Source organism: Flavobacterium nitrogenifigens (assembly GCF_003254565.1).
Taxonomy (GTDB): domain Bacteria; phylum Bacteroidota; class Bacteroidia; order Flavobacteriales; family Flavobacteriaceae; genus Flavobacterium; species Flavobacterium nitrogenifigens.
This window is the reverse complement of sequence record NZ_QJRI01000169.1, coordinates 30,689-42,682: the sequence shown is the minus strand read 5'-3', so window position 1 is coordinate 42,682 and position 11,994 is coordinate 30,689. Positions and strand designations below refer to the sequence as shown.

General features: G+C 32.9%; 14 protein-coding genes. 9 read left to right on the top strand and 5 right to left on the bottom strand.

Annotation, left to right across the window (positions count from 1 at the left end; translation table 11 throughout):
* Nucleotides 1-12: 12 nt before the first annotated feature.
* Nucleotides 13-648 carry a GNAT family N-acetyltransferase gene (locus tag DM397_RS07070; RefSeq protein ID WP_111376862.1) on the bottom strand — a complete coding sequence of 212 codons (636 nt, stop codon included), beginning with the start codon at nucleotides 646-648 and terminating at the stop codon, nucleotides 13-15.
* Between the two features lie 201 nt (nucleotides 649-849).
* On the opposite strand from DM397_RS07070, the gene DM397_RS23790 reads away from it, so the two are divergent.
* The gene (locus DM397_RS23790; protein ID WP_162615472.1) at nucleotides 850-1,017 is read left to right on the top strand and encodes a hypothetical protein; all 168 of its coding nucleotides are present in this window, start codon (nucleotides 850-852) and stop codon (nucleotides 1,015-1,017) included.
* A 179-nt stretch (nucleotides 1,018-1,196) separates the two neighbouring features.
* On the opposite strand, the gene DM397_RS07065 is transcribed toward DM397_RS23790, so the two are convergent.
* Nucleotides 1,197-3,467 (bottom strand): M1 family metallopeptidase, encoded by a 2,271-nt coding sequence (locus DM397_RS07065; protein WP_111376861.1) that lies wholly within the window; start codon nucleotides 3,465-3,467, stop codon nucleotides 1,197-1,199.
* 185 nt (nucleotides 3,468-3,652) lie between these two features.
* On the opposite strand from DM397_RS07065, the gene DM397_RS07060 reads away from it, so the two are divergent.
* From DM397_RS07060 to DM397_RS07050, 3 genes are all read left to right on the top strand, one after another.
* Nucleotides 3,653-4,504, top strand: coding sequence for an aldose 1-epimerase family protein (locus DM397_RS07060; RefSeq protein WP_111376860.1), 852 nt, complete (start codon nucleotides 3,653-3,655; stop codon nucleotides 4,502-4,504).
* Nucleotides 4,505-4,514: 10 nt separating this feature from the next.
* Complete coding sequence (locus DM397_RS07055) at nucleotides 4,515-5,063, top strand: GNAT family N-acetyltransferase (protein ID WP_111376950.1); 549 nt, start codon at nucleotides 4,515-4,517, stop codon at nucleotides 5,061-5,063.
* A 110-nt stretch (nucleotides 5,064-5,173) separates the two neighbouring features.
* Nucleotides 5,174-5,728: a DUF3575 domain-containing protein gene (locus DM397_RS07050; RefSeq protein WP_111376859.1), complete on the top strand. Its 555-nt coding sequence runs from the start codon at nucleotides 5,174-5,176 to the stop codon at nucleotides 5,726-5,728.
* 2 nt (nucleotides 5,729-5,730) lie between these two features.
* On the opposite strand, the gene DM397_RS07045 is transcribed toward DM397_RS07050, so the two are convergent.
* Nucleotides 5,731-5,955 (bottom strand): VF530 family protein, encoded by a 225-nt coding sequence (locus DM397_RS07045; protein WP_111376858.1) that lies wholly within the window; start codon nucleotides 5,953-5,955, stop codon nucleotides 5,731-5,733.
* 108 nt (nucleotides 5,956-6,063) lie between these two features.
* Nucleotides 6,064-6,720, bottom strand: coding sequence for an outer membrane beta-barrel protein (locus DM397_RS07040; protein WP_111376857.1), 657 nt, complete (start codon nucleotides 6,718-6,720; stop codon nucleotides 6,064-6,066).
* A gap of 141 nt (nucleotides 6,721-6,861) precedes the next feature.
* On the opposite strand from DM397_RS07040, the gene smpB reads away from it, so the two are divergent.
* From smpB to DM397_RS07025, 3 genes are all read left to right on the top strand, one after another.
* Entirely contained in the window at nucleotides 6,862-7,317 is a 456-nt protein-coding gene (gene smpB / locus DM397_RS07035) for an SsrA-binding protein SmpB (protein WP_095927676.1), read from the top strand.
* 81 nt (nucleotides 7,318-7,398) lie between these two features.
* On the top strand, nucleotides 7,399-8,037 hold the full coding sequence (locus DM397_RS07030) for a hypothetical protein (RefSeq protein ID WP_111376856.1): 639 nt from the start codon (nucleotides 7,399-7,401) through the stop codon (nucleotides 8,035-8,037).
* A gap of 86 nt (nucleotides 8,038-8,123) precedes the next feature.
* Nucleotides 8,124-9,173 carry a Fic family protein gene (locus DM397_RS07025; RefSeq protein WP_111376855.1) on the top strand — a complete coding sequence of 350 codons (1,050 nt, stop codon included), beginning with the start codon at nucleotides 8,124-8,126 and terminating at the stop codon, nucleotides 9,171-9,173.
* Nucleotides 9,174-9,202: 29 nt separating this feature from the next.
* Here DM397_RS07025 and DM397_RS07020 read toward each other — a convergent pair whose 3' ends face one another.
* Nucleotides 9,203-9,844: a protein-L-isoaspartate(D-aspartate) O-methyltransferase gene (locus tag DM397_RS07020; protein ID WP_111376854.1), complete on the bottom strand. Its 642-nt coding sequence runs from the start codon at nucleotides 9,842-9,844 to the stop codon at nucleotides 9,203-9,205.
* A gap of 204 nt (nucleotides 9,845-10,048) precedes the next feature.
* Between DM397_RS07020 and DM397_RS07015 the strand changes: the two genes are divergently transcribed.
* Together DM397_RS07015 and DM397_RS07010 are read left to right on the top strand one after the other, a co-directional pair.
* Nucleotides 10,049-11,014, top strand: coding sequence for a Gfo/Idh/MocA family protein (locus DM397_RS07015; RefSeq protein WP_111376853.1), 966 nt, complete (start codon nucleotides 10,049-10,051; stop codon nucleotides 11,012-11,014).
* Nucleotides 11,015-11,105: 91 nt separating this feature from the next.
* The gene (locus DM397_RS07010; RefSeq protein ID WP_111376852.1) at nucleotides 11,106-11,993 is read left to right on the top strand and encodes a 3-hydroxyacyl-CoA dehydrogenase family protein; all 888 of its coding nucleotides are present in this window, start codon (nucleotides 11,106-11,108) and stop codon (nucleotides 11,991-11,993) included.
* Nucleotide 11,994: the final 1 nt, after the last annotated feature.

Here is an 11,994-nt window from a genome sequence, read left to right as displayed (position 1 = left end):
AATTCATTTGACTTAAACAAACAATGACAAGATTTTATTTAAGAATAAAGCTTGTTTTATTTTTCTAAGTCTATTTAAAACAGCCTCATTAAAAGGATGTCTTGGCGGTGTTTTTTGTTTTTCTTTTGGGTCGTACAACATTCCTGTGCAAAGGCACATTTTGTTTTCTTTGCTTTGCAGAATAGGATAGTTTGTACACGTTTTGCAGCCTGCCCAGAAACTTGGATCAGTTGTCAATTCTGAAAACGGAACTGGTTTATAACCTAATTCAGAGTTAATTTTCATTACCGCCAAACCAGTCGTAATTCCAAATATTTTAGCGTCTGGAAATCTTTTCAAAGAATACTCAAAAACCTTCGATTTTATCTTTTTGGCCAAACCATGACTTCTATAATCTGGATGTACAATTAACCCAGAATGCGCAACAAACTTTCCGTGCTGCCAGCTTTCTATGTAACAAAAACCTGCAAACTTTCCGTCAGCCAAAGCAATCATTGCATCACCGTTTGCCATTTTTTTCTGAATGTACTCAGGAGTTCTTTTAGCAATCCCCGTGCCTCTTAATAAGGCAGATGATTCTATCGTATCGCAGATTTCTTGTGCGTATTTGAAGTGTTCTTCCTGGGTAACAACAATAGAGATCTTCATTTCAATTATTGAAGTTAGAGTTAAAAATTAAAGCATATTGATTCGTTTGAAATCCAGAATTGAATCCAATAAAATTAAGCAAAATAGAAGTAACATTCTCAAAATCAAAAACTTGATCAAGAAAATTCACAAAATAATAAATACTTTTAGGATATGTTTGTCCAATGGACAAATTATATGATTTCAAAATGAAAAATGGGTATGAATAAATATACGGCTATAAAACTCAGTGAACACTATAGAGATAGTGTCCGTACTTCGGGAGAAGTAATCGGTGAGTTTGTCCGTGACAAAGAAGTTATATATAAACTTATTTTATTCATCGGTGCAAAAGTACATTATTTTTTTATTCACAAAACAAAAAAATAAAATTCTAACATTTTTTTTGCGTTTTGTTATCTTTAGAAGTTACTAAGATTCTAAGTTACTGAGGTTCTGAGTTTTTAATTTTCAAAAATTAAACAGAATAAACTTGAAACTTAAAAACAAAAGAAAGCCCGATAGTTAAGATAACCATCGGGCTTTACGTTTTTTTTGCTTTAATTCTATTATTTTCTAGTAAAAGGTATTACTTGACCATTTCCTAAAAGTATCAAATCGAAACCGTTTTTAGCATCATTAAATTTAATTTTTAAACCAGCTCTTGATGATTCAAAAGTATCTTTTTCGTTTTCAACAGGCTTCAAAGCAAATTTAGGATAGTTTGGAAGTTCTGCATTTAAAACACTATTTTTCTCGGTCAATTCAATTGTCAAAGGCGATTTTGACGTAACATAGCTACCAACAAAAGGATCTAAAATAATATCTTTTTCTATTTTTCCCTTTCCTGCTGTCCAAACATTATTAGACGTATTATTATCTGGAAAAGCATTATCTGGATCTAAAGTAATACTTTCAATTTCTTCAGTAGAATTGTGTTTGAAAGACCAAGAAGTGTTTCTTTGCCAGATTTCTACTGGAAGATTAACTCTAGTCACTTTTCCGCTTTTTGTTTTCACATCTAAAACAATTGGCATTGGCATTTTATCAAAATTCTCAACTGTAATTACAGCACCTTTAGCTGGATCATTTTTTACATATTTTACAGAATTAACGCCTTGATCGAAACGCCAGTTGTTTACGTACCAGCTTCTCCAAAACCAGCTTAAGTCTTCTCCTGCCACATTTTCCATTGATCTAAAGAAATCATCAGGCTGCGGGTGTTTGTATGCCCAACGCTCAATATAAGTTCTAAAAGCAGTATCAAAACGCTCTTTTCCTAAAATCTGCTCTCTTAAAATCACTAAACCTGCACTTGGCTTAAAGTAGCATAACATACCGATATTAGCCTCTTTCATATTATCAGGAGAGCTCATAATAGTTTCTAAATCAGGTCTAGTAAACGGTTCTGCCATATCATGCAAATTTGTCGGCTCTTCTTTATACTCACCATTGTTAAATGCAGCAGTACTTAATGAATTAATAAAAGTATTAAATCCTTCATCCATCCAAGCAAATAGTCTTTCGTTTGAACCCACAATCATTGGGAACCAAATATGACCAAATTCGTGATCTGTTACACCCCAAAGATCTTGTCCTTTAGATTTCCATCCGCAGAAAACAATTCCAGGATATTCCATTCCTCCCTCATTTCCGGCTACGTTTGTAGCTGCTGGATAAGGATATTCAAACCATTGTTTTGAATAATGTTCGATTGATGCTTTTACATATTCTGTAGAACGCCCGTAAGCACCTTGTCCTGCACTTTCAACAGGATAAGCAGATAATGCTAATGATTTTTTACCACTTGGAAGGTTAATTTTTGCTCCATCTAAAATGAAAGCTGGAGATGATGCCCATGAGAAATCACGCGCATTTTTGATTTTATAATGCCATGTTTTTTCTGTTCCTGCATTTGCATTTGAAGCTGAATTTACTTCTTGCTCCGAACGAATTGTTACCGTTTTATCACTGTTTGCGGCATCTTTATATTTTTTGAAATGATCTGCAGAAAGCACTTCTTGGCCATTTAATAATTCACCAGAAGCTACTACAAAGTGATTTCCTGGTACAGTTAATTTTACATCAAAATCACCATATTCTAAGTAGAACTCAGATGCACCTAAATAAGGAGCTGTATTCCATCCTCTTACATCATCATACACACACATGCGTGGGTACCACTGAGCAATTGTAAAGATTTTTCCATTTTTAGTTTCTAAAACTCCCATTCTATCCGACCCCTCAAAAGGCGAGATGAAAGAGAATTCGATTTTAACCTTTACAGAACCTCCTTTTGCTGCCAATTCCTGAGGAAGGAAAATCTGCATTCTGGTATCTGTAACTATATATTTAGCATCGACTTCAGTTTTGTTTTTTCCTCCAGAAATTACTTTAACCGATTTAATTTTATTTCCACCATCAAAAACTTGTCCTTGAGCTCCGTTACGGCTTCCTGTTAAAGGCACAACAGCATTTCCTCTAGAATCTTCTTTAAATAAGTTCTGATCTAAATTCAGCCAAAGAAATCCTAATTTATTAGGGCTATTATTAGTATATGTAATTTCATCTGTCCCTACAATCTCGTTTGTAGTTCCGTTTAATTTTGCCGTAATCTGATAATCGGCTCTATTCTGCCAATATTCTACTCCTGGCTCGCCGCTCGCAGCACGAGTTGACGTAGCATTTTTAGTGTAAAAATGAGGACCAAAGGCATCATGATAATTGTAATTGTTTACTGGATTTGCTGTTGGTGCTGAAGGAGTTTGCTGCGCCCAAACTGAAGAAATCCCAAAAAATAAAGCCGCGGTTAAAATGGCTTTTGCAGATTGCTTTTTCATATTTTTTAGCTGTTTATGTAGCAAATTAATGAAAAAAAAAGCTATTTACAGAGAAATTTCAAAACATAAATTTAATTTTAGCATAATTTTATCAATAAAATAATTTAAGCCATTTTCTTAAAAAACTAAATTTTATAAAATATATTTACATCTATCAAAAGAATATTCATTTTAGACTCAACATTGTGACTACAACTATTTCAAATTCTATATTAAAAGCTTCTATTAAACATGCTGGAGCCGAATTATTTTCTATAAAAGACAATCAAAACAACGAATATATATGGGAAGGCAATCCAGCTTTTTGGGGCAAGCATTCTCCTGTACTTTTTCCAATTGTAGGAACTTTAAAAAACAACACTTACACAATCAATGAAAAAGAATATCATCTTCCACGTCATGGTTTTGCTCGTGACATGGATTTTGAATTGATTGAAAAAATGGAGAACAAAGCCATCTTCTCTCTTAAATCTTCTGAAGAAACATTGCAGAAATATCCTTTTGAATTTGAATTACAGCTTATTTATACGCTTAATGAAGACGCACTAGAACTTGAATATAAAGTAATAAATAACGGAAAAGAAAAAATGCCTTTTTCAATTGGAGCACATCCAGCAATCGCACTTCCGGACAATTTTGAAGATTATGCTTTTCAATTCGAAAAAGAAGAAAATTTAAAGTATTATCTTCTTGAAAACGATTTGATTTCTTCTAAGACTAAAGTTTTAGAAACAAAAAACAATTTAGTTCCTTTAAATTATGAGCTTTTCAAAAATGATGCTTTAATATTTAAAACATTAGAATCCAAATCATTGACTATTCTTAACAATTCAAAACCATATGTAAAAGTAAGCTATAATGACTTTCCAAGTTTAGGAATCTGGACAAAAGAAAATGCACCTTTTATCTGTATCGAACCTTGGCTAGGTTATTCTGATACTGATGAAAACACAGGCGATTTATACAAAAAAGAAGGAATTTTGATTCTGGATGAAAACAAAGATTTCAGCGCAAAATTTAGTATCACAATATTATAAAAACAACAAAATGTTAGATTTCAATTTTACTCCTTTTCCAATAATAGAAACAGAACGCTTAATTTTAGATAGGCTAACAGATAAAGATGTACAAGAAGTTTTTGACTTGCGTTCTAATCCTGAAAATATGAAATATATTCCGAGACCCCTGGCAAAAAACCACGAGGACGCCTTGGAACTTATTAGAACGATTGATGAAAAGATTGATACTAATGAAGGGATAAACTGGGGAGTCCGATTTAAAAATGATTCTAAATTAATTGGAATTATTGGGTATTACAGAATGCAACCCGAAAACTACCGAGCTGAAGTAGGCTATATTCTTTCACCTGATCATCATGGAAAAGGAATTATACCAGAAGCAGTAAAACGATTAATTGCCTTTGGTTTTGAAGACTTAAAACTCCATTCGATAGAAGCCGTAATTGATCCCGAAAACTATGCCTCTGAAAAAGTATTACAAAAGTGCGGATTTGTTAAAGAAGCGCATTTAAGAGAAGTAGAATTTTGGGATGGAAAATTTATAGACAAGGTAATTTACTCATTACTAGAAAAGTAGATTTTTATTCTTGTTAAAATAATCTTATAAATAATACTTATCTCCCGTTATACGCTATATTTGCGCTCAAAATCAGCAAAAAAAGTTGTTTTGAATTCCAAAAAGTCCTTATGAAAAAAGTACCCGCCCTTCTTGTTCTTCTATTTTGTGTGCAAATGCAAAGTCAAACGTTTGTAAAATTTAATGGAGCAACCGCATTGCTGTTAATCCCAAATATTGGTATTGAAACCAGTATTGGAGAAAAAACCACATTCAGTGCCGATGTAATGGCTTCCTTTTGGGAATCCTTTAATGGCAATGACCCAATGAAATTTATCACTATTACACCTGAAATTCGTTACCATTTCAAAGAAAAATACAATGGTTTTTATGTCGGAGGACATGTGGGGGCAGATAAATATGAAATACAAAAATGGAATTACTGGAACACCAATAAATATGAAGACGGATTTGGCTATAGAATTGGTGCTACAGTCGGTTATAATCTAAAACTAAACGATAAATTTTTACTTGACTTTTTTGTAGGAGGTGGATGGCACCAAGGATTTTATCACGGATATTACATTGATGGTACACCTGGAAGATATGAAACCGCAGCTAATTGGAATAAAAGTGGCGAATGGCTTCCGTATCGTGGCGGGGTTATGATTTCGTATAAATTATAAAATCAGCTTAATTTAGGAAGCGTTTTTATATAAAGTTCTTCTACTTTCTTGCGAGCCCAATCTGTTTTTCTTAAAAAAGTAAGACTTGATTTCACACTTGGGTTTGAGTTAAAACACTTTACAGGAATTAATTCACCTAAAGTATCAAAGCCATAATAATCTACTAAAGTTTCGACAATTTTTTGAAGTGTAATTCCGTGTAATGGATCTTTGGATTGATTTTGCATTTTATACTTTTTAAATACTATCAAAAAGACCGTACTTCAAAAAAGTACGGTCTTCTTTTTTCGCAAAATTACTAAATAGAATTTTACATTAATCAAATAAAGAATAAATTAGAATATGAATTTAAATCCAACAGAAATCGGGGTTGTTAAGTTTGGAGCACTTCCGCCTAATGCTGTGTTGTAATAAGAATCAACATTAGCTACATGAGCTAATCCAAAATTAGTAACAGTTGTTTTTTCTCCATTCTCTGGTTTAAGAGTTGTAGAAGTAAAGTTTACTAAATCATAAGAAAACTCTACTGAGAAATTCTTAGTTACAAAATAATCAAAACCTCCTGACACAGAAACCCCAACTTGGTTTACTTTTAAGTTGCTTTCTTTTTCTTTTCCAGTGATAACTGGTATCGCTGCTTGTCCGAAAAAGTATAAAGAACCTGCTACATTCCAGTATTTTCTAGCCAATGGCTGAATTACAATTAGGTCTGTATTCCCTAATGTTTTAAGATCGGGACTAACTTTATCATAACCTTCTGATTTTATGTTAATATAACCTATTCCCGCACCTACTGCTACAGATGGCGTAATAAATGTTCCTACAATTGGAAGCACCGATAGATTAGTTCCTTTTACATCTCCAGTTTTAGTCTGCTGATAACCAAACTGAGAAGTTGCAAACCAAGCTCCTTTTAATCCTTGAGAAGAGTCCTGAGCTTTAGCAATTAAACCGATTAATACCATACTCACTAATGTTACAATCTTTTTCATTTTATTTCGTTTTTTTTTTAATTACAGGACAAACTTATGAGTAAGCTTTTTCCTTAAGGATGATTTAAATCATGGATTAAAAAAAAATCTTTAATTAATTTTAACTGCTACATTTTTTCAATTTTCGTTACATTTGCAACCATGATAAAATCAGTCAATATACTTAACAAAAGAGCCCGATTCGATTACGAAATAATCGATACTTATACTGCTGGAATTGTTTTGGCAGGAACAGAGATTAAATCTATCCGTTTAGGAAAAGCAAATATTACCGAAAGCTTCTGTGAATTTAGTGGCATGGAACTTTTTGCCATTAATACTTATATTGAAGAGTATTCTTTTGGAAACCAATTCAACCATAAATCTAGAAGTGAAAGAAAATTACTTTTAAATAAAAAAGAGTTAAAAACACTTCATAAAAGTGTTCAGGCAAAAGGCCTAACTATTATTCCTCTAAAATTGTTTACAAACGAAAAAGGTTTAGCCAAACTGCAAATCGGATTGTGCAAAGGAAAAAAGAATTATGACAAGCGTGAATCCCTAAAAGAACAAGATACCAAACGTGATTTGGATCGCATTAAAAAAGCGTACAATTAAAACCAAATTTAATTTTCTCTGAATGATGCATTTATAATATTTTATCGTTATTTTTATTACAAAATAATTTAACTGTAAAATATGAAAAAGTACTTCGTTTTGTTTTTCGCTATTGCGGCGTTTTCAAGTTGTGGCAGTAATACTTCTATTGTAAACAGCTGGAGAGATCCTGATGTAACAATCACTCAGGAACAATTTAAAAAAGTTTTGGTTGTAGCTTTAGTCAAAGACGAAGCTTCGAGACGAATTACTGAAAATAGAATTGCAGCAGGTAATCCGATTTTCAAAACTTCATATCAATATCTAAACGCAACTTCTCAATTAACACAAGAACAAAAACTAAAGGTTTTACAAGACGAAAATTTTGATGGCGTAATTAGTATGCGTTTGGTCAGCAAAGAAAAAGAAGTTAATTATGTACCGGGCACTTATACCGGAATGTATTACGGAGGTTTTGACGGAATGTACACAGGCATGTATGGGTATGGTTTTGGAAACTGGTACGGAATGTACTCTCCAAACTTCTACGATCCAGGCTACTATCAGGAAACCACTTCTTATATGGTAGAAACCAATGTCTTTTCATTAAAACAAAATAAATTAATCTGGACAGGAACTACAGAGTCGCAATATGTTACAGATTTGGGACAAACAGTCGATGCGATAATGCAAGCAGTTGTCAAAGAAATGAGAAAAGACGGTTCTTTGCCTCCAAAATAACAATACAGAAAAAGCGATATTAAAATATCGCTTTTCTTTTGATTTAAAAATTGACTAAATTTGTCAAGACCAAAACTTTCATTAAAATGAAATCATTATTAAAAAATGCGAGAGAACAGAAAGGTTTAAAAACGCGGGAATTGGCGCAGCTTGCTGGAATTGATCAAGCATTGATCAGTAAATTTGAATCTGGAACACGAAAACCTACCAAAGATCAAATAATTAAACTTTCTCAACTTTTAGAAATTGATTATGAGACTTTAATGGTTGCCTGGCTTAAAGAAAAGATACTTTATGAAATTGGCGATGATGATCTTGCTTTAAAGGCGCTAAAAGTTGCTGAAGACGAAATTAGATACAATAAAACAGTCTCTAATTTCAAATTATCTACTTCACTAGAGAAAATTCTAAGAGAAATTGATATTTTAAAAGAAAAACTAGATTCTTATCGCCAGTACGACAGTTTTAAAATAAAACAAGCTCTGGAACTAGAATACACCTTTGAAAGCAATAGAATTGAAGGAAATACCATGACGCTTCGTGAAACGGATATGGTTATCAACGAGGGTCTGACAATTTCTGGAAAAAGTATGCGCGAACATCTTGAAGCCATTAATCATCAGGAAGCTATTGGCTTTATAAAAGAGTTAATGAGTAAAAACAATTCATTAAATGAACGTGATCTTTTATCCATTCATAATTTAATCTTACGTGGCATAATTCCAGAAGATGCTGGACGTTACAGAAAAGTTCAAGTTATGATTCAAGGAAGCAGTCACATGCCCCCTCAACCTTTAATGGTTCTACAAGAAATGGAAGAATATTTTACTTGGTATGAAATCAATAAAAATAAATTACATCCCATTATTCTTGCTGCTGAAATGCATGAAAAATTAGTTACAATTCATCCTTTTATTGACGGAAATGGAAGAACTTCAAGATTAATAATGAATTTAATACTAATGCAAAAAGGTTATCCAATAGCCAATATCAAAGGTGATTACGAAACTCGAATGCAATATTACCAGTCTTTAGAAATTGCTCAAACCAAAAAAGACAAAGAAGACTTTTTTCTCTTTATAGCCCAAAAAGAGAAAGAAAGCTTAGAAAGATATATTTCAATTCTTACGCAATAAAAAAGCCCGTTCAAACGGGCTTTTCTTTTTTAATTTTTATCTTCTAATAGAGGAACAAATCTAAATTCTCCAAACTCATGTTTTTCAAATTGAGTTTCGTTTTTCCTAATTAATAAAGTCATAATCTGAACATCTTCTCCCAACGGAATAACCAGTCTTCCTCCTATTTTAAGCTGAGCCATTAATGGTTGTGGAATAAAAGGCGCTCCCGCTGTCACTATAATACTGTCAAACGGTGCAAAATTTGGCAATCCTTTATATCCATCTCCAAAAGTAACGTGTTTTGGACGAATATTTAATTTCGGAAATAAATTAGATGTCGTTTTAAACAACTCACTTTGTCTCTCTACCGTATATACTTTAGCTCCAAGCATAAACAAAACAGCAGTCTGATAACCCGAACCAGTACCGATTTCCAGAATTTTGTGATCTCTTTTTACTTCTAACAACTGTGACTGAAAAGCAACTGTATATGGCTGCGAAATAGTTTGCCCGGCTCCAATAGGAAAAGCCTTATCTTGATAAGCATAATCTTCAAAACTTGAATTCAAAAAAAGGTGTCTCGGGATTTTTTTTATCGCATCCAAAACCGCTCTATCAGTAATTCCTTTTTGTTCTAAAGTCGTTACTAACTGATTGCGAAGTCCTTGATGTTTGGCAGTATCTTTCAAAATTGGTAGGTTTTATTTTCGCAAAAATAAGAAACAAAACAGGATTTCAAATATTGATTTTTAAATAATAAATTAATACAGCCGAAAGTCAAAAGTCAAAAACCATGTATGATAATTTACAATTCGTAGTTCACGACACACAATTCGCTAAATTCATTTTCACGTTAAACAAATAAATTATATTTTTGTTTAAAATACATTCTCATGTTAAAAGTAGGAGTTTTAGGTGCTGGTCATCTTGGTAAAATACATTTACGCTTATTACAACAATCTGACAAATACGAATTAGTTGGATTTTACGACGAAAATCAAGAAAATGCCGAAAAAATCTCAAAAGAGTTTGGCTATAAAAACTTCAGCACAATTGCAAAACTTATTCACGCTGTCGACGTGATTGATATTGTAACTCCAACCCTTTCGCACTATAAATGCGCAAAAGTTGCGATAAAATCTGGAAAACATATCTTTATTGAAAAACCAATTGCCAATACAGTTGAAGAAGCTGAAGAAATTATAGCTTTAGCCAAAGAATACAATGTAAAAGGACAAGTTGGTCACGTAGAGCGTTTTAATCCCGCTTTTATTGCTACAAAAAACATGATCGAAAATCCGATGTTTATAGAAACACATCGTTTGGCAGAATTTAATCCGCGTGGTACAGACGTTCCTGTGGTTTTAGATTTAATGATTCATGATATAGACGCAATTTTGAGCGTTGTTAACTCAAAAGTAAAAGACATTCACGCAAGTGGTGTATCGGTAATTAGTGATACTCCAGATATTGCCAATGCTAGAATCGAATTCGAAAATGGCTGTGTTGCCAATTTAACGGCAAGCAGAATTTCGTTGAAAAACATGCGTAAATCACGTTTCTTTCAAAAAGACGCTTATATTTCTGTTGACTTTTTAGAGAAAAAATGTGAAGTAGTTCGTATGAAAGACGCGCCAGAAGTTCCTGGAGATTTTGATATGATTCTTCAAAATGCTGAAGGCGTGAAAAAACAAATCTATTTCACGAATCCAGATGTAGAGCAAAACAATGCCATTTTAGATGAGTTAAATTCGTTCGCAGATGCCATTAATAATGATACAACGCCAGTTGTAACACTTGAGCAGGCAACTGATGCATTGCGCGTAGCTTATCAGATTATTGACTGTTTCAATAAATAGTTTTAAAAAAGTAAATCAAAATAAATAGCCACGAATTCACGAATTATTTGGTGAATTCGTGGCTAAATCATAAAAAAATATCTAGCATAAAATGAAAACAATAGCTGTAATTGGAGCAGGAACAATGGGTAACGGAATTGCTCATACCTTTGCGCAAAGCGGATTTACCGTAAAATTAATTGATGTTTCTGAAAAATCATTAGATAAAGGAATGGCAACTATTGCTGCCAACTTAGACAGAATGTTATCTAAAGGAAGCATCACTCAAGAAGATGTTGCTAAAACTATTACTAACATCATTACGTATACAGACTTAAAAGACGGAGTTGTTGGTGTTGATTTAGTAGTTGAAGCAGCAACTGAAAACGTTGAATTAAAACTGAACATCTTCAAACAATTAAACGAATATTGTTCACACAATACGATTTTAGCAACCAATACATCTTCTATTTCTATTACACAAATTGGAGCTGTTGTAGCACATCCTGAGCGTGTTATCGGAATGCACTTTATGAATCCGGTGCCGATTATGAAATTGGTTGAAATCATCCGCGGTTATAACACAAGTGATGAAGTGACTAAAATCATCATGGATTTATCTGAAAAATTAGGTAAAGTTCCTGTAGAAGTAAACGATTACCCAGGTTTCGTAGCAAACAGAATTTTAATGCCAATGTTAAACGAAGCAATTGAAACTTTATACAATGGTGTTGCTGGAGTTTACGAAATTGACACGGTTATGAAATTAGGAATGGGACACCCAATGGGACCTTTACAATTAGCAGATTTTATTGGACTTGACGTTTGTCTTGCAATTCTAAACGTAATGTACGACGGATTCAAAAATCCTAAATATGCTCCTTGCCCACTTTTAGTAAATATGGTTAGAGCAGGAAAACTGGGAGTTAAATCTGGAGAAGGTTTTTACGATTACAGCGAAAGCAAAAAAGCAGAGAAAATCTCGAAGCAGTTTTTATAAA